At 63.1% G+C, this 18246-nt stretch carries 15 protein-coding genes and 1 pseudogene; 8 read left to right on the forward strand and 8 right to left on the reverse strand.

Annotated features, from left to right (window positions below; translation table 11 throughout):
* Positions 1–65: 65 nt before the first annotated feature.
* From dsbG to dsbD, 3 genes are read right to left on the reverse strand one after another with little or no spacing between them, the layout of a single operon-like run.
* A complete protein-coding gene (gene dsbG / locus GST84_08275; GenBank protein ID XGB12361.1) occupies positions 66–824 on the reverse strand; it encodes a thiol:disulfide interchange protein DsbG in 759 nt (252 codons plus the stop codon).
* Position 825: 1 nt separating this feature from the next.
* The gene (locus GST84_08280) at positions 826–1662 is read right to left on the reverse strand and encodes a redoxin domain-containing protein (protein XGB12362.1); all 837 of its coding nucleotides are present in this window, start codon (positions 1660–1662) and stop codon (positions 826–828) included.
* On the reverse strand, positions 1662–3377 hold the full coding sequence (gene dsbD, locus GST84_08285; protein ID XGB12363.1) for a protein-disulfide reductase DsbD: 1716 nt from the start codon (positions 3375–3377) through the stop codon (positions 1662–1664). The genes GST84_08280 and dsbD overlap by 1 nt, the downstream gene beginning before the upstream one ends.
* Positions 3378–3948: 571 nt before the next feature.
* On the opposite strand from dsbD, the gene GST84_08290 reads away from it, so the two are divergent.
* The 5 genes from GST84_08290 to GST84_08310 are packed head-to-tail and all read left to right on the forward strand — an operon-like array spanning position 3949 to position 10061.
* The gene (locus GST84_08290; protein ID XGB12364.1) at positions 3949–6780 is read left to right on the forward strand and encodes a molybdopterin-dependent oxidoreductase; all 2832 of its coding nucleotides are present in this window, start codon (positions 3949–3951) and stop codon (positions 6778–6780) included.
* The gene (locus tag GST84_08295) at positions 6773–7309 is read left to right on the forward strand and encodes a 2Fe-2S iron-sulfur cluster binding domain-containing protein (protein XGB12365.1); all 537 of its coding nucleotides are present in this window, start codon (positions 6773–6775) and stop codon (positions 7307–7309) included. The genes GST84_08290 and GST84_08295 overlap by 8 nt, the downstream gene beginning before the upstream one ends.
* 2 nt (positions 7310–7311) lie before the next feature.
* Positions 7312–8523 carry a c-type cytochrome gene (locus GST84_08300; GenBank protein ID XGB12366.1) on the forward strand — a complete coding sequence of 404 codons (1212 nt, stop codon included), beginning with the start codon at positions 7312–7314 and terminating at the stop codon, positions 8521–8523.
* 3 nt (positions 8524–8526) lie between these two features.
* Positions 8527–9498, forward strand: a complete 972-nt coding sequence (locus GST84_08305; GenBank protein XGB12367.1) for an XdhC family protein — start codon at positions 8527–8529, stop codon at positions 9496–9498.
* Positions 9495–10061 carry an NTP transferase domain-containing protein gene (locus GST84_08310; GenBank protein ID XGB12368.1) on the forward strand — a complete coding sequence of 189 codons (567 nt, stop codon included), beginning with the start codon at positions 9495–9497 and terminating at the stop codon, positions 10059–10061. Before GST84_08305 ends, GST84_08310 begins: the two co-directional genes overlap by 4 nt.
* A 16-nt stretch (positions 10062–10077) precedes the next feature.
* Here the strand turns inward: GST84_08310 and GST84_08315 are convergent, their stop codons facing one another.
* The 4 genes and pseudogenes from GST84_08315 to GST84_08330 form a co-directional block, all read right to left on the reverse strand.
* Entirely contained in the window at positions 10078–10704 is a 627-nt protein-coding gene (locus tag GST84_08315; protein ID XGB12369.1) for a DUF1851 domain-containing protein, read from the reverse strand.
* 22 nt (positions 10705–10726) lie between these two features.
* Positions 10727–11343 (reverse strand): annotated as a pseudogene (locus tag GST84_08320) (DUF1851 domain-containing protein).
* 53 nt (positions 11344–11396) lie between these two features.
* A protein-coding gene (locus GST84_08325) for an IS3 family transposase (GenBank protein XGB12370.1) occupies positions 11397–12547 on the reverse strand; the annotation gives its coding sequence in 2 pieces (ribosomal slippage) (positions 11397–12313 and positions 12313–12547; 1152 coding nt in all).
* Between the two features lie 22 nt (positions 12548–12569).
* Entirely contained in the window at positions 12570–13253 is a 684-nt protein-coding gene (locus GST84_08330; protein ID XGB12371.1) for a hypothetical protein, read from the reverse strand.
* Between the two features lie 257 nt (positions 13254–13510).
* On the opposite strand from GST84_08330, the gene GST84_08335 reads away from it, so the two are divergent.
* The 3 genes from GST84_08335 (at position 13511) to GST84_08345 (ending at position 17001) form a co-directional block, all read left to right on the forward strand.
* Entirely contained in the window at positions 13511–14194 is a 684-nt protein-coding gene (locus GST84_08335) for a response regulator (protein ID XGB12372.1), read from the forward strand.
* Positions 14191–15522, forward strand: a complete 1332-nt coding sequence (locus tag GST84_08340; GenBank protein XGB12373.1) for a two-component sensor histidine kinase — start codon at positions 14191–14193, stop codon at positions 15520–15522. Before GST84_08335 ends, GST84_08340 begins: the two co-directional genes overlap by 4 nt.
* An 87-nt stretch (positions 15523–15609) precedes the next feature.
* The gene (locus GST84_08345; GenBank protein XGB12374.1) at positions 15610–17001 is read left to right on the forward strand and encodes a diaminobutyrate--2-oxoglutarate transaminase family protein; all 1392 of its coding nucleotides are present in this window, start codon (positions 15610–15612) and stop codon (positions 16999–17001) included.
* Between the two features lie 74 nt (positions 17002–17075).
* Here the strand turns inward: GST84_08345 and GST84_08350 are convergent, their stop codons facing one another.
* Entirely contained in the window at positions 17076–18197 is a 1122-nt protein-coding gene (locus GST84_08350; protein XGB12375.1) for a cupin, read from the reverse strand.
* Positions 18198–18246: the final 49 nt, after the last annotated feature.

Consider the following 18246-nt stretch of genomic DNA (forward strand, 5'->3'; position numbering starts at 1 on the left):
TGGTTGAGGATTCAACCGCGAATAGGTCCGTACACGTTCAGACACTCTCCCCGACGATCTTACAGTCAGCGCTTGCCCAGAATCTTCCCAAGCATCTCCGGCCGTGGTGCCCCTTGCTGGCTTTGCAGGTTGCCTTGCTCATCCTGATAGAAAATGGCTGGGGTCGCCTGCAACCCCATCTCTTCCATCAACGCCATGTTCGCCGCCAGCTTCTGTTGCACAGCCTCTGGCACCTGTTCCAGCGCCTTCAGGGTGCTGGCCTTGCCGGCCTTCTCGTGCTGTTGCAGTGCCTTGGCCGGGTCTTTCGCCGCCAGCAGCGCCGCCGACTTGCCCGGGCTGTCTTCGCGGATGATGCCGACCATGATATGGCGCAACTGCACCTTGCCCGACTCCACCCAGGGCCGCGCCTGTTCCCAGAACATGTTGCAGTACGGGCAGTTCGGGTCGCTGAACAGGTACACCTTGCGCGGCGCATCGGCCTTGCCGTCGGCGATCCACGCGGTCTTTTCCATTTTCGCCCAGATTTCCTTGCTCATCGGCGCGTATACCAGCTTTTGCAGCGGCTCGGCGCTCAGGTCCTTGCCCTGTTCGTCGAACAGGCTGCCGACCAGCACGTGCTTGCCGTCGGCGGTCAGGTAGAGGGCCAGGGCGTTGTTCTGGTACTCGGCGGCATAACCGCGCAGGCCGTTGGGCGCATCGAAGCTGCCCTTGATCACGGCGCCCTTGGCTTGCAGTTGCTGAACCGCCTTGGGCAGTTCTTCGGCCTGCAGGGCAGGGGAGGCCAGCAGGGCCAGGGACAGGGGCAGCAGTGCAGTCAATCGCATGTCAGTTTCCTTGTGCGGCAGGGGCGGGCGCAATGGCCCGGTCGAAAGGTTCCAGGGCGTGGCGCAGGCTGGCCCGGGACAGTTCGCCCAGGTGGCTGCCGACCAGACGCCCGTTGGCGTCGTAGAACAGGGTGGTGGGCAAGGCCATGGAGCCGACGCGCTGGGCCAGCAGGCCGGTGCCGTCGAACAGCACGTGTGTCAGGCTCAGGCCGGTGGTGGCGAGGAAGGTGCTGACGTTTTCCGGGGTCTCTCCCTGATTGACGAACAGGAAGGTCACGTGCGGGTAAGCGCTTTGTGCCTGTTGCAGCACGGGCATCTCACGCCGACACGGTGGGCACCAGGTGGCCCAGATGTTGATGACCAGCGGCTTGCCGCGGTAGCTGTGCAATGCCACGGCCTGGCCGTCGGCGTTGCGCAGGCTCAGGTCGGGCAGCTCGGTGCCTTTGCTGTAGAGGTGGCCGCCGAGGCTGGCCAGGCCCCAGAACAGTGCCCCGCTGAACAGCGCCCAGCCTAGCGGGCGGCGCAGGCCGGGGTGGCGCCAGCCCTGCCACAGGGCTCCGAGCACGATGCCGGCAAGGCCCGACCAGAACAGGAAGCCGCCATCGCGAATGTCGATGATTTGCAGCGGGTCGTCCTGATACATCGGCCAGTAGGCCAGCACGAAGCCGGCGCGGGCACACAGCAGGCCGATCAGGAACAGGTTGAACAGCGCCGATTCCGGGCTCTCGCCGCCACGTCGGGCAACCCACCAGCCGACAATGCTGGCAATCACCAGGGCGGTGAGCATCAGCAGGTGGTTGAGGGCCATGGTCAGGGGCCCGAGTGTTATGGTCAGCATCAGCCTTGGCTCCTGGTCTGGGCCCAGTGTTGCTGGAACGCTGCTGCATCAACTTCACCGGTGATGCGCCGCGCGCGTCGTTCTTCGCCTTCCGGGCCGATCCAGATGATGCTAGGCGGGCCGGGTACCTGGTAGCGCTGCAGCAGGGCCTTGCTGGCCGGGCTGTCGGCGGTCACGTCCAGGCGCAGCAGGTGCACGTTGGCCAGGCCGGCCTGCACGTCGCTGCGGGCGAACACCTGTTTTTCCATGACCTTGCACGACACGCACCAATCGGCATAGTAGTCGAGCATCACCCACTGGCCGCGGGCTTTGGCCGCATCCAGCTCACGTTGCAGGTCTTCGGGGCGGCTGACGGTGACGAAACTGTCTTCGGCATGCAGGCCAGCGGCCGCTGTGCTGTCCCCCCCCGTGAACGGGCGTAGCGGCTGCCAGAGGTCGTCGCCGCCGGCTGCCGCACCGACCAGCAACAGGCCGCCCCACAGGGCGCCCAACAGCGGTACGGCGCGCAACGCCGGCAGGCGCTGCAGGCCCGGCCAGGCGGCCCAGGCCAGGGCGATCAGCCAGGCGCCGCTCAGTGCCAGCAGCAAGGTAGCGGGCAGCAGGCTGCGCACGGTGTACAGCGCCATGGCCAGGAACACGAAGCCGAACACACCCTTGACCCGGTTCATCCATGCACCTGGGCGCGGCAGATAACGGTTGCCCAGGGTTACCAGCAACAGCATCGGCACGCCCATGCCCAGGCCGAGGCTGAACAGCACCAAGGCCCCTTGCAGCACGTCGCCGCTCTGGGCGATGTACAGCAGTGCGCCGGCCAGTGGTGCGGTCATGCACGGACCGAGCAGCAGGCCAGACAACGCGCCCAGCAACGCCGCGCCATACAGGTTGCCGCCACGGGTACCTTGCCCGGCGCGGTCCAGGCGGTCGCGCACGACGGCGGGTAATTGCAGTTCAAAGGCACCGAACATCGGCAGCGCCAGCAACACGAACAGGCCCGCCAGGCTGCCCAGCAGCCAGGGTTGCTGCAGCCAGGCCTGAAGGCTGGCGCCCAGCAGCGCGGCAACCACACCCAGGGCGGCGTACACCAGCGCCATGCTCAGCACATACACCCCCGCCAGCAGCCAGCCGCGCCGGGCACTGGCGCCATTGCCCAGCACCAGCCCGGCAAGGATCGGCAGCATCGGCAGCGAGCAGGGGGTGAAGGCCAGCAGGAGTCCAAGGCCGAAGAACGCCAGCAGGCTCCAGGCCAGGTGGCCTTGCTGAAGGTTACTGGCCAAGGCCTGGTCGCTGGCTTGCTCGGCGCCTGGCGCCACACTGCCGCCCAGGTCGATCAGCGTGGTTTGCGGGGGGTAGCACAGGCCGGCGTCGGCGCAGCCCTGCCAGCCCAGGCGCAATTGGCCCTGGGCAGTGGCCGGCAGCAGCAGTTCGAGCTGGTCGCGGTACACCGCGCTGTCACCGAAGAACTCGTCATGGTGGTTGAGCGCTGGCGGCAGCTGCGGGTGTTGCTCTGCAGGCAGGCCGTCGAACTTCAGGCGCTTCTGGTACAGGTAGTACCCCTGCTTGATCTGGAAGTACAGGCGCATCTGGCCGTCGGCCTGGCGGTCGTGGGTGAGCACGAAGGCTTGGTCAACCGGCAGGAAGTCTGGTTTCACGTCGAACGGGTTGGCTTGCAACGGGCCGGCCAGTAGTAGTGTGAGGAAGAGCAGGAGAACGCGCATGTCTTCGCCTTGGCAAATCGGGGAATGGGGCCATGCTGGCTGGGGTTGATTAAATGAAGGTTAACGCTGGTTTTTGGGCTGGGAGAGCATAAGGGCTTACAGGGGTTCGTCGCGGCATTTTCAGCGCCTGGGGGATCGAGCGCCGCCCGCGCGGCGCATCGCGAGCTGCGCTCGCTCCTACGTTTGTTTCGGGCCAGTTATTTCTGTGAAATTTGCGCGCGTACGCCTTGGCGCATGGCGCGATATCGCGTCGTACAAACAAAGCGGTCGCGCGCGCCTGTAACAGGCGTTACTGGCCAAAAACAAACGTAGGAGCGAGCGCAGCTCGCGATGCGCCGCGCGGGCGGCGCTCGATCCCCCAGGCGCTGAAAACCCCAGGCGCTGCCCCCCCAGGCGAACACCTACCAGCCCCCCCCAATCCCGCCCGTCACCCCAGACACACCGCGACATATTGTCGGCTTGACTTTGCCTATGCCCACCCAATTGCTGTAAAGTTGACGCACGAGTCAGCTTTCCCGCCAGTACTAGAATCAAAAACAGGGCAGACCCCCTGCTGCCCAGAGGATCCAACATGTCCAACCGTGATATTTCCCGGCGCGCTTTTTTGCAAGGCGGCCTGATCGCTGGTGTCGGTGTGACCATGGCGCCATTAGGCAGCCAGGCATTCGCCGCGCTGATGGAGGAGCGCGTCACCACTTCGCCGCAGAAGTGGATGAACCATGATGGCAAGGCGCGTTTCCGTAACGATGCCTTGTCCAAGGTCTGCGGCGACAAGGTGTTCGCCCGCGACATCCGCGCCAAGGACATGCCCGGGTGGCCCGCGCAGCAGGGCCATGCGCTGCTGCTCAAGGCCACCACGGTTGATCGTATCTATGCCGGGCATGACCTCAGCCTGCTCGGCACCGACCTGCAGCCGGACCGCATCGTCACTGCCGCCGACCTCGAACAGGACGGCATTGCCTGGCCCGAGGCCCATTCGCCCGACCCGCTGCTGCCGCCCGGCAAGGTGCCGATGTTCATCGGCCACCCGGTGGCGATCCTGATCTGGCACGACTTCGAGCGCTTCCGCCAGGCCAAGCGCAAGCTGCAGTTCAATCAGCAGGCGATCCGTTACGGTGCCCAGGCGCCGCTGTACCAGCGCGACCCTTATGGCAGCTTCCGCTTCGTGCGGGTGGGCGGCGCCACGCCGTTCGACGACGATGAGTTCTCCAGCCTGAAGAACTCCATGCTGTTCCCCACCATTCTCAACCGCAAGCCGGTGTGGTCGAAGCAGCCCAACCAGCACGGCGACCTGACCGAGCAGGGGGTGTTCTACGCCAAGCGCATGGCCGAGCAGCTGGACAACCCGCCCGAGGACTGGCTGGTGTTCGACGAGCGCTACAAGACGCCGTCCATCGAACCTGCCGCGCTGGAGCCGGACAACGGCAACGGCTGGTACGACCCGGCCACGGGCACGCTGCACTTCGTGGTCGCCACCCAGTGCCCGTTCGAAGTGGCGCAGGAATGCGTGCACATGATCAAGCCGTCGCGCTTCGCCCTGAACACGCTGAACATGCACCCGGGCTACACCGTGGGCTATGGCTCAAAAGACAACAATATCTTCGTCTTCTATGCCGCGGTGGCCGCGCTGTACGGCGCCGGCGTGCCGATCCGCCTGGCCAACGACCGCTACGAGCAGTTCCAGAGCGGCATCAAGCGCCATGCCTTCGATATCCGCTACCAGCTGGCGGTGGACAAGAAGGACAACAGCTTCAAGATCTTCCGCGCCGACATGAGCTGCGACGGCGGCGGGCGCATCAACTACAGCCCGTCGGTGGCAGCCGTAGGCGCCACTGCAGCGCAGTCGATCTACTACATGCCGCAGAACGACCTGTCGGTTACTGCCTACTATTCCCGCGGTGTCGAGGCCGGCTCCATGCGCGGTTATGGCACCCTGCAGAGCATGGCAGCCACCGAGATGATGGTGGATGAGATCGCCGGCCGCCTGGGGGTCGATGCCATCGCCCTGCGCCGCGCCAACGCGCTGAAATCGGGCATGAAGAACACCCAGGGCGCGGTGCCGGCGGGCGCGCTGCGGCTTTACGAGATCCTCGACAAGGCCGCTGTGCATGAATGGTGGCGCGACCGCGACGCACGCAAGCGGCAGATGGACGCGCAGGATCAGGACCACTGGTACGGGGTGGGCTTTGCCATTTGCCAGAAGGACTTCGGCACGGGCTCCGAAGCACCGATGGCCAGCATCGAATTCAGCCGCGACGGGCGTATCAGCCTGCGCCACATCGGCACCGAGCTGGGTACCGGCATGTCCACCTCCCAGGCTTTGGTGGTCAGCGATTTCCTTGGCCGCTCGGCCGACGAGGTAAAGACGGCAGTCACCGAATGGCCTGAGCTGCAACTGAGCACCAGCGGCAACCCGTACCTGATCAGCCAGCCTGAGCAGGACGCCGCGCTGCGCAACCCGCGCTGGGTCGGCAAGCTGGCGTCGCCATCGTCGGCGACCAACTCGGCCTTCTACTTCAGCCATGCCACCCGCGAAGCGGCGCGTGTGCTGTTCAACCATGGCCTGTGGCCGGCGGCCATGGCGATCTGGAGCCAGGGCCCATATGGCGGCCAGGCCAACCCACTGGTGGTGCGCCGCGAAAATGCGGTGTGGGTCAACGGAGAGCTGACCGGTAACGGTCTGCAGCCGATTCCGTTCGCCCAGCTCGCACAGAAGGCCCACGACATGGGCTTGGTCACCGGCGCCAGTGTGCACGGTTTCAACCGCTGGAGCTGGGCCGAGGCCGACTTCGTCATCGACGGCGTGCGTGAGCGTTTACCGCTCGACGCGGTGGCGGTGAAATACGGCGATGGGGCGGTCAATGCCAAGAAGGCGCAGATGAACAGCCATGGCTACCACCTGCTCGACCGGCAGAATGCGGCCTACCCCGACACCCAGTTGAACAATGCCATGGTCACCTACTACAGCCCGGTGGCGACCATCGTCGAGGTCAAGGTCAACAAAGGCACCTTGGAGACGCAGGTGCTCAACCACCACAGTTGGGTCGAGTGTGGCCGGGTGCTGGTGCCGGAACTGGTCAAGGGCCAGCTCGAAGGCGGTATCGCCATGGGCATTGGTCATGCACTGACCGAAGAAATGCCGTTGTACGAGGGTGGGCCCGGGGAGGGCGACTGGAACTTCAACCGCTACCGCCTGCCGCATGCGCGCGATGTGGCGGTGTGGCAGCAGACCAGCGAAATCCTCCCGCCGCTGTCACCGACCGACCCCTCCAAGGGCATCGCCGAAGTGGTGATGATCCCGGTCGTCGGTGCCATCGGCAATGCCGTCGCGCATGCCATCGGCAAGCGCGTGCGCGATCTCCCCATCACCCCAGCCCGTATCAAGGAGGCCCTCAATGGCTAACCGTCCACTGCAACTGACGCTCAATGGCCAACCGGTCGGGCCGGTCGAGGTCCCTGCGGACCTGGCGATGATCGACTACCTGCACGAACACCAGAACCTCACCGGCTCGCGCCTGGGCTGCGGCCAGGGCATCTGCCACGCCTGCGTGGTGATCGTCGACAACCCCGACGGCACCAGCGAAGAAGTGCGCACCTGCATCACCGGTGCGCATTACTTCGAAGGCAAGAAGGTTCGCACCATCGAAGGCCATGCCAAAAAAGACGAGGCCGGCAACCTGACGCTCAACCCGATCCAGCAGAAGTTCGTCGACCTGTTCGCCTTCCAGTGCAGCTACTGCGCACCAGGCTTCGTCAACGCCGCTACCGTGCTGGTGGAAACGGCCCAGCGCCAGCCGCTGAAGAAGAGCGAAGTGGAAGACCGCATCGAGGCCAGCCTCGGTCACCACATCTGCCGCTGCACAGGCTATGTGCGTTACTACGATGCCACCCGCAAGGTGCTCAATGATCTCGGCCTGGTCAAGGAGGGTTGAACATGGGCTTCGTACGTAGCGCTTCGGCGTTGGTCCTCGGGCTGGCTGCCAGTTCGTTTGCCCTGGCGGCCGATGATGCGCAGGTCAAGCGCGGTGAATACCTGGCCCGCGCGGCCGACTGCATGGCCTGCCATACTGCTGAAGGCGGCGCGCCGTATGCGGGTGGCCTGCCTATCCATTCGCCGTTCGGCACCATTTATGGCAGCAATATCACCCCGGACAAACAGTACGGCATCGGCAACTACAGCGCCGACGAGTTCTTCGCAGCAGTCACCGAGGGCAAGCGCAAGGACGGCGCCAACCTCTATCCTGCGATGCCTTACACCTCGTACCACCTGATCAAGCGTGAAGATTCGGACGCGATCCTCGCCTACCTGATGACCATACCGCCGATCAACCGCCCGGCACCGCAGACCGCGCTGCGCTTCCCGTTCAACGTGCGCATGGGCCTCAGCGGCTGGAACATGCTGTATGGCAAGAGCGTGCAACTGCAGCCGACCGAGGGCAAAAGCCCGGCCTGGCAGCGCGGCCAGTACATGGTCGAGGTCATGGGCCATTGTGGCGAATGCCATACCCCGCGCAACCCGATCGGTGCGCTGCAGCAGGACCAGCGCCTGAGCGGCGGCCTGTTGGGTGGCTACCTGGCGCCAAGCCTGTTGGCCCAGGACCTGGCCGAGCGCGGCTGGACCCAGCCGGACCTGACCACCTTCCTCAAGCACGGCATCAGCGCCCAGGGCAGCATGTTCAACGAGATGTACCCGGTGGTGCACCACAGCACCCAGCACCTGGAAGATGCAGACCTTGCGGCCATGGCCACCTACCTGCTGGGCGACCAGCCGCCGCCGGCCAAGGCTATCGAGACTGTTGCCCTGGAGCAGATGAGCGACAGTGCCAAGCGGGGCCACCAGCAGTACCTGAACGTCTGCGCCGGCTGCCATGGGGTCGACGGCGAGGGCAAACCGCACATCGCCGTGGCCATGCGCGGCAACACCGTGCTGCGCCAGGCCGATTCGCGCAATCTGGTCAAGGTGATCCTCGAGGGCATCCGTGAACAGCAGTTCACCGGCTTCGAGCGCATGCAGCCGATGCCGGGCTTTGCCGACAAGCTGGATGACCAACAGGTGACGGATATGGTCAACTACCTGCGCCAGGCCTGGGGTGGATTGCCCGGTGACCTGAACGTACAGCAGCTCGCCGAGCTGAAGGCGGAGTAAAGCGTGCAGCATCTCGATCTACAGGTGGTCCGTCAGGCTTTGCAGTGGTCCTGCAACGGCCAGCGCGTATGGTTGTGCACGGTGCTCGCCACCTACGGCTCGGCGCCGCGTGCACCGGGTTCGCTGCTGGCGGTGAACGCCAGCGGCCAGTGGCTGGGCTCGCTGTCCGGTGGCTGCGTCGAAGACGACTTTCTCGAGCGTGTGGCCCTGGGTGAGTTTCCGGAGCCGGTTGCCATCGTGCGTTATGGCGACGGCAGCGACCCGCGTTCGCGCGTGCGCCTGCCGTGTGGCGGTGTGCTGGAAGTACTGGTGGAGAACCTGCCGGTTGAATGCGAGGTGCAGGCGCATCTGCGTGAGCTGGAACGTGCGCTGCTGGGCCAGCGCCGGGTACTGCGTGAGGTGAGCCTGCCAACGGGTACCCGCCAGCTGCTCGATGACCATAGTCAGGGGCCACGGGTCGAACGGGAAAATGCCCAGGTGCGCTTGCGTGTCGGCGCCGCCCAGCGGCTGCTGCTGGCCGGCTATTCCAGCGTGGCGCATTTTTGTGCCGAATTTGGCAGGGGGCTGGGTTTTGAGGTCATCCTTTGCGAGCCGCGTGATGAAGTGCTCGACGGCGTCGTGCTGAATGGCATAGAGGTACGCCGCGAGCTACCGTCGGAATTCATCGCCAACGGCGGATGCCATGCCGATACGGCAGTGGTGGCATTGACCCATGATCCAAAAATCGATGACCTGGCCATGCTTGAAGCCGTGCGTACCGAAGCGTTCTACATCGGCGTGATGGGCTCCAAGGCCACCTCCGACAAGCGTCGCGAACGCCTGCAGCGAATTGGTGGCCTGGGCTACGACGAGCTGGCGCGCATCCATGCGCCGATTGGCCTGAACCTGGGCAGCAAGACCCCGGCCGAGATCGCCCTGGCGGTACTGGCCGATATCCTTCGTGCGCGCAACGGCATCGAGCGGGCGGCACTGTGAGCGTGGTTGCGTTGGTATTGGCGGCAGGCAGCAGTGTGCGTTTCGGCTCTGACAAGCGCCGTTCGCTGCTGGCTGACGGTCGAAGCTTGCTGGTACACAGCGTAGAGAGCGCCTGCGCAGTGTTCGATGATGTGCGGGTGGTGTTGCGTGAAGGGGAGCGAGGCGTGGACCTGGGGTTGCCAGCGCGGTGCCGGGTGGTCTCCAGTCCGGATTTCACATTGGGCATGGGCCATAGCCTGGCGGCCGGTGCCGCTTCGCTGGCTGACAGCGAGGCACAGGCAGTAGCGATTCTGTTGGGTGATATGCCCTGGGTGGCGTCCGCGACCCTGGATTTGCTTGCTCGCGAGGCCAGTGGGTCAACGATAGTCCTGCCGTGTCATGCCGGACGACAGGGCCATCCGGTGTTGTTCGGGCGCGATTTCTGGCCGGCGCTTGCCCGGCTGAAGGGTGATGAAGGGGCGCGTTCGGTGGTCAAGGCCAACCCGGCGGTTTGCGTCAGGCTAGAGGTGCAGGATGCCGGTGTGTTGCAGGATGTCGATAGGCCGGATGCGGTGCGCCCTTGAATGCGTTCGTCAAAGGCTATTCATCTTCTTCGCCAGTGAGTTCATAGGGTTCGAGTTCGCTCAGTTGGGAAAGCAGCACCAGATGCTCCACTGCCTTCAGCTTTTCAAGACGCTCAAGGCTGTCTGGGCCTCCCAGCATCAAGGCGGGGACAAAGCCATACATTTCGTCTGAGCCCAGGGTGCCGAGCCGTTCCCTGGCAGGTTCGAACAGGTCGTCGAAGTAGACGCACTCGGTCATCAGCCACATGAGCAAACCGTGCATCTTGTTGTCCCGTTCTTCGTCGCCTGAGCTGTGAGCGCCATCGAGGTAACGGGAATGGTAGGTCGCGATGGTCAGCACCGAACCGGTTTTCTCACCCCATAGGTACAGGTCGCCAAAAGCGCTGCGGGCGATGAGGTGATAAGTGTCGCATGCTTCGAAGTGCGTACCTGCCAACCAAGAGGCCACTACACCCTGGTATTCCTGAGGATTTACAAGCCAGAACAAGCCGCCGCCGTAGCCGCACCAGCCGTGGTCTTGCCAGTATTCAAGGAGGCGATTGGGGAGTTTGCCTTGGTAATGATCGACAGCGGCAGGTGGTACGGGTTGCTGGCCGATGGGTTCGCCGAAGGTTTCCAGGAAAATGCTGAAGATGACATCCATTCGTTTAGGTCCTTTTGTGTGCTCAGAAGTCAGAGAAGCTGTAGGGTTCGAGTTTGGTGATTTGAGACAGCAAAATCAAATGCTCTATTGCTTTAAGTTTTTCTAGGTTTTTGAGGTCGGGGCGCCCTCCCAGCATCAATGCAGGAACAAATGCATATATCTCATCTTCTTTCAAGATGCCCAGCTTTTTTTTCGCGGGCTCAAAAAGGCTTTCAAAGTCGTTGTGTTCTTTTTTTCTTGATAGAAAGAAGCTTTGGACCTCTCTGGTTGCTTCCGTTTCAGTGAGTGTGCAGTTTTCACCTGTGTAACGGGACAGAAGACTTGTGATTTTTACTGAAAAGCCACTGTTCTCTCCCCAAAGATACAGGTCGCCGAAAGCGCTTCTGGCAATCAAGTGGTAAGTGTCCCGGTTTTCAAGGAGGGTGCCCTCGGTCCAGGATGAGACAACGCCCTCATAGTCCTGTGGATTAACCAGCCAGAATATACCTTCGCCAAAACCACACCATCCATGCTCTTTCCAGTATGCAAGTAACAACTCTGGAAGTTTTCCGTTATAGCGATCAATGCTGGAGGGGGCACCTCTCGACGGGAAAAAGGCGCGCCTATATTGTCAAGGAATATGGAGAATACCTCATCCATTTGCGATGCCTCTTGTCGTTAGCACTTATGAAGTCTGAATCGCCCCTGGTTTTCTAGACACTCTCCAAGCTCAGGAAATAGCGTTTCTCATACTCTACTGGAGACAGCTGCATAGCACTGCTGTGTCGGCGTTTAGGGTTATAGAACATCTCGATGTAATCGAAAATATCACTTCGGGCTTCTTCACGGGTTGTGTAGATCTTTCGTCGGATTCGCTCTCGCTTCAAAAGCTGGAAAAAGCTCTCGGCTACGGCATTGTCGTGGCAGTTTCCCCGCCGGCTCATGCTGCTGATTACATTGTTGGCCTTCAAAAAGCTTTTCCAATCCGAGCTACTGAACTGACTACCTTGATCTGAGTGAATCATAACTTGCTGCTGAGGCTTGCGTCGCCAAACAGCCATCAACATCGCGTCGATAGCCAGGTCGCTGCACATCCTTGGCTTCATTGACCAACCAATTACTTGGCGTGAGAACAAATCCAGCACTACCGCGAGGTAGAGCCACCCTTCATAGGTGCGGATGTAAGTGATATCTGTCACCCAGACCTTGTTCGGCTCACTTACCTTGAACTGCCGCGCGAGGTGGTTGGGCGAGGCCACTGTTGGTTTTCCACCATAGAACCCTGGACGCCGCCGATAGCCCGTTTGAGAACGCAGCCCCTCCGCCTGCATCAAGCGCCTGACTCGATTTCGGCCGCATTCCTCTCCCAGCTCACGCAGGTCATCGTGAATTTTGCGGTAGCCGTATACACCTCCGCTTTCCAGCCAAGCGTGTTTGATCAAGCCAAGCAGACGTTGATCTTCTTTTGCTCGGGCAGATTGAGGCTCGGCCAGCCAGGCGTAATAGCCGCTGGGGTGCACCTTGAGGGTTTGGCAAAGGCGCCGCACCGGGTAATCAGTCGAGTGCTTCTTGATGAAGGCGTACTTCAGCCGCACTCCTTGGCAAAGTACGCGGCGGCCTTTTTTAAGATGTCTCGCTCTTCCGTCACGCGCTTGAGTTCAGCGCGTAGCTTGCGCAGTTCGGCCTGCTGATCGTCGTCTTGCTGACGCTGCTCTTGGGGCTTGCTGTAGACCTTGATCCAGGCGTAAAGACTGTGCACGGACATGCCCAGGCGCTGGGCGACATCGGCGACAGGTTTGCCTTTCTCGGTCACTTGCTTGACCGCTTCGATCTTGAATTCTTCGGGGTAACGCTGACGACTCATGGCACCTCCTATTTGGGCCTCATTATGAGGCTTGGAGGTGTCTACGAAACCAGGGGCGATTCAGTCTTACATTCATGTAAGTCGAGTGGGTGCCGAATTTCGGCGATTTTTCCGCGGCCTCTTTGATGCTGGCTAGTCTATTTCGCCATTGAGCACCAATGCTGGAGTTGACCCAGAACGGGCCGGTACCTTCATTGCCGCAGGTGCCTTCCCAGGCGAAGCGGATGCCATCGACGTAGTACTCGTCGATATGCGGCAAGCCTTCGACGAAGAACTCGGCAATGGAGGCCAGCCCCCGCGCACCGAGGATCCAGCCGCTGACTTTGAGGCCTATGGCCGCGCCCGCGCCGGCAAACGGAATGGTTCCGGCGCCGCCAGTGAATGCGCCAACCCCCGCGCCAAGCAGGCCGCCGGTAACGGTGCTGCCGATGACGATCATCGCCATCTGCTGCACGACCCTCAGCAGTTCGTCGATGATGCTGTTGATGTCGAGGTCGGCGAAGCGCTGGCGTAGCATGTTCGCCGCCTGCCATTCGGCGTGGTAGAAGGCTGTGCGGACAGCTTCGATCCGGCGCAGGTTGAGGCCCAGTGAGGCGACTTCTTCATTGAGGCCGGTGCGGAACTGGCCACCGCTTGGGTAGCCCACCATGGCGATGACACGTGACTCGATCTCGTGCCAGGAGGGCACGAGGTAATCCAGGTACATGAGGTGTCTCCCTGACAGCGCGTGCAGGGGGAAATCCCATCATGGATTCGGATCAGAGGTTTCTGGGTCAGTTGTAGGAAAGGGCGACTTCGTTTCTGTTGTGTTCGAGAAGCTCGGGAATTGGGGTTGAGGCTGCGAGGGGAAGGGTGGCGACCCGCACGGCGCTCGATCTCCCCCAACCCTCCCCAAAAGGTCCATAATCCCCCCTTAATCCGCCCAAGGTGCAATACCAGCCACACCACACCGGGAGCCCCACCATGCACGTTCTGCTCTGCGAGGACGACGACCTGATCGCCGCCGGCATCTGCGCCGGTCTCACCGCCCAGGGCCTGACCGTGGACCGTGTGGGCAACGCCGCCGATGCGCGGGCAATGCTGCAGGCCGCGCAGTTCGACGTGATGATCCTCGACCTCGGCCTGCCCGACGAAGACGGCCTCAAGCTGCTGCGCCGCCTGCGCGAAAAAGGCGAGACCCTGCCGGTACTGGTGCTCACCGCCCGCGATGCCGTCACCGATCGTGTCGATGGCTTGCAGGCCGGTGCCGACGATTACCTGCTCAAGCCCTTCGATCTGCGCGAGCTGGCCGCACGCCTGCATACCTTGCTGCGGCGGGTGGCCGGGCGGGCGGTGAACGTAATCGAGCACGGCCCGCTGCGCTATGACCCGAGCAGCTGCGAGGCGACCCTGGCCGGCCAGCATGTCGACCTGTCCCGCCGCGAGCAGGCCCTGCTTCAGGCGCTGCTGCAGAACCCCGGGCGAGTGCTGTCCAGCGAGCAACTGAAAGACTGCGTGTACGGCTTCAGCGACGAAGTCGAGAGCAACGCCCTGAACGTGCACATCCACCACCTGCGCCGCAAGCTGGGTAACGGCATTGTCGAGACCGTGCGTGGCCTGGGCTACCGGCTGGGTCCGGCGCAGGCACCGCAAGAGGCTGCATCATGAGCCTGCGGGTACGCCTGAGCCTGATCCTCGGCAGTGCCTTCGTGATCATCTGGGCACTGGCCGCCGCGTGGATGCTGCGAGACCTGCGCCAGCAGATGATGTTTTCCCTCGACCAGCGCCTGGTGGCGTCGGCGCGTATGGTCGCCGGGCTGATCGACCAGTTGCCGCAGCCGCTGACCGCCAAGGGCGGGGAGGCGCATATTTCCGCCGACCAGTTCAGCGTACCGGATGGCATGGCCTGCCAGGTCACCTCGCTGCGTGGCGAGATCCTTGCCAGCAACCACAAGCACGATGGCGCCATGGACGACGAGCGCAGTGGGTTCCGTGACCAGACCATCGACGATGCGCTTTGGCGCACCTTCACCTACAACCACGGCGATGTGCGCATCACCACGGCCGACCGGCACATGGAGCGCGAGGCGCTGAACCAGTCGATTCTGCTGGCGGCATCGGCGCCGGTACTGATGGCCCTGCTCGGCAGCCTGGGGCTGTTGTGGATCGGCCTTGGCAAGGGCCTGGAGCCGCTCAACCGCATGCGTGATGCCTTGCGCCGCCGGCGTGCAGACAGTGTCGAACCGCTGCAGGTGGCGGGCATGCCCAGCGAGTTGCAGCCGTTGCTGGAAACCCAGAACCAGCTGTTCCGGCGCATTGCTCAGACCCTCGAGCGTGAGCGGCGCCTGACCGATGATGCCGCGCATGAACTGCGCAGCCCGCTGACCGCGATCAAGACCCACCTGCAGGTGGCACGCATGACCGACGGTGCGGTGCGCGAGCAGGCGCTGGAGCATGCCGAGCAGGGCACCGACCGCATGCACCGCACGCTGGAGCAGTTGCTGATGCTGGCGCGGGTGGAAGGCAGCCTGTCATTCGAGGACGGCGTGCAGTGCAGTGCCGAGCAGGTGGCCCATCAGGCGGTGCAGGACGCCGGAGGGGGTGACAATCGCCGTATCGTGCTGCGTTTGCCTGAAGAATCCACGCAGATCTACCTGGGCATGCCCGCTCCGTTGGCGGTGGCAGCGCTGCGCAACCTGCTGGACAACGCCTTGCGTCATGGCGGCGATGAAGCCGTAGAGCTGGACGTGCAGATGGCGGACGGCCAGGTGGGCTTCATGGTGCGCGACCACGGGCCAGGGATTGCCGAAGCGGACCTTGAGCACCTGACCGAGCGCTTCTGGCGTAATGGGCAGAGTGGTGGTTGCGGATTGGGGCTGGCGATTGTGCAGGCGATCGTGCAGCGGTGTGCCGGCAGCCTGCGCTTTGACAGCCGTAGTGACGGCTTGCGGGTCTTCTTGCAGGTACCGGCGCGTCCTGGGCACAGACAGAAATAAAATCCAGTAACAACCGCTAAATCCTCCCCGCACTCAAGCGTTTCCAAAGCGATAACCGCCCATCCGCTTGCTTGCGAGGATTCACCCATGTCCACCGCTTCCAGCCTTGCCCGGGTTGTTCCGGCCAGCGTGCCGCAACCTTTGTACGAATTCACCGATTCGCCTTTGCTACAACGCCAGCAACAGCAAGAGTCCAACGCCCGCAGCTACCCGCGGCGCATCCCGCTGGCGCTAAAGCGCGCCCGGGGCATTCATGTCGAAGATGTCGAAGGCCGCCAGTTCATCGACTGCCTGGCTGGCGCTGGCACCTTGGCGCTGGGGCATAATCACCCGGTAGTGATCGAGGCAATCCAGCGCGTGCTGGCTGACGAACTGCCGCTGCATACACTCGATCTGACCACACCGGTCAAGGACCGTTTCGTCCAGGACCTGTTCGGCATCCTGCCCGAGGCGCTGCGTCGCGAGGCCAAGGTGCAGTTCTGCGGCCCGACCGGTACCGACGCCGTTGAAGCGGCGCTCAAACTGGTGCGTGGCGCAACCGGGCGCAGCACCGTGCTGGCCTTTCATGGCGCCTACCATGGCATGAGCCAGGGCGCGCTGAGTCTGATGGGCAGCCTTGGCCCCAAGCAGCCACTGGGGGCGTTGCTGAGCAGCGGTGTGCAGTTCATGCCGTACCCCTACGATTACCGCTGCCCGTTCGGCCTGGGCGGTGAAGCCGGGGTCAAGGCCAACCTGCATTACCTGGAAAACCTGCTGCTCGACCCGGAAAGCGGTGTGCCGCTGCCCGCTGCCGTGATCCTCGAAGTGGTGCAGGGTGAGGGCGGGGTCATTCCGGCCGACATCGAATGGCTCAAGGGCGTGCGGCGCATTACCGAGCAGGCGGGCGTGGCGTTGATCGTTGACGAGATCCAGAGCGGCTTTGCCCGTACCGGGCGCATGTTTGCCTTCGAGCACGCCGGTATCGTGCCCGATGTGGTCACCTTGTCCAAAGCCATCGGTGGCAGCCTGCCGCTGGCGGTAGTGGTCTATCGCGACTGGCTGGACACCTGGAAGCCGGGTGCGCATGCCGGTACCTTCCGTGGCAACCAGATGGCCATGGCGGCCGGCTCTGCGGTGATCAACTATCTGGTCGAGCATCGCCTGGCCGAGCATGCCGAAGCCATGGGCCTGCGCCTGCGCCAGCACCTGCAGCAATTGCAACGTGACTATCCGCAGTTGGGTGATGTACGCGGGCGTGGCTTGATGCTTGGGGTCGAACTGGTCGCGCCGCAGGGCGAACGGGATGCGTTGGGGTACCCGCAGGCCAACCATGAGCTGGCGGCCACGGTGCAGCGCGAATGCCTCAAGCGCGGGTTGATTCTGGAGCTGGGCGGGCGGCATGGCGCGGTGGTGCGCTTCCTGCCGCCGTTGATCATCAGCGCTGAACAGATCGATGACGTGGCTCAGCGCTTTGCAGAGGCGTTGATCGCGGCAGTCTGAACCTTTGTCGGGGCCGCCTCGCGGCCCATCGCCTGCGCCAATGGCCCATCAAGACCAGGTTGCCGTCACGCCGGTTACCAGCCGCGTCCGGAGTCTACCCAGAAGTTCACGGACAGCGACGTGGACACTGACTCTACCTGGTGGAACCAGCCCTCGGGCAGGAACAGCAAGTCGCCGGCCTGCAACACCACACGCAGGAAGGGCACCTCACGGGCTTCGGGGAAACGCTCGTAGTCGGGGGCGTCGGGGTTGAAATCACAGCCGTCCAGGCCGCCCTTCGGGCTGGTTGACCAGGTGCCCAGTGCGGCGCGATGGTGCGGTGCTGCCAGGATGAACGATTTCTGCCCCCAGACCTGGGCGAACAGGTTGTCGGTATCATCCCGGTGCAGCGGTGTAAGCGTGCCTTTGGGGCCGATCCAGATACGCGGTGGAATGAAGCGCTGGCGTTCGAAGTAGTCCGGGTAGCGGATCAGGGCCTGGAGCTTTTCCGGCACGATATTGTTGCCCATATAGGCGGGGGGCTCGCCAGGCTTGACCGGCTGGTCCAGCGACGCGATGAAATCAGCCATGGAAGTGGCGCGAAAGTCGCGATCAGTGGAGAAGGTCTTCTTCACATAATCACCATGCCGGGTAATGCCCTGTAGCTCGGCAAAGTGTGCCAGCGAGGCGTCGCGGCCCATGGTGAACAGCGGCCAATCGCCAAGGGCGTCGCTCAGCACCACTGGCAAGCCCGTTGCCAGGTGCTCTCGATCGAAGCGCGACGGTGGCATTTCGGCCCGTGACAGGCGTCGTACAGCATGCAGCAAAGGTTGGGCTGCCGAGATGTGTTCGCTGTGACGTGCTGGCGTGGGATAGCGCTGGTTCATCGCTGCCTTGCTGGCTGTCGCGCCTTGCCGCGCGCTGCTGATGACCTGCGGCAGCAAGGTTGCCAGGCCCATGTTGCCGGTAATTTTCAGGCGTGCACTGGCGAACAGTTCCTCGACGTCGACAGTGCCCGCCATGATGCCGAGGAAGTCTTCTTCGGCCACCTCGAGGGTGACGTCCGGCGTGTCATGCCGGCCACGCCCGGTGCACGTGTTGTCGCATACCTCGGACCAGTAGCTGAGTCCCTGGCCGAAGTCGAACTGGAACACGCCTTCGATGCCGACGGCATGGGCATTGACGAACAGTTTTTCGAGTATGCGCTGAAGGTCCACGGTAAGCCTCGTCGGTTGTCGTTGTGCAGGGTTGGCATGGGCGCGTGTG

This window comes from Pseudomonas putida (assembly GCA_041879295.1).
Lineage (GTDB): Bacteria > Pseudomonadota > Gammaproteobacteria > Pseudomonadales > Pseudomonadaceae > Aquipseudomonas > Aquipseudomonas putida_Y.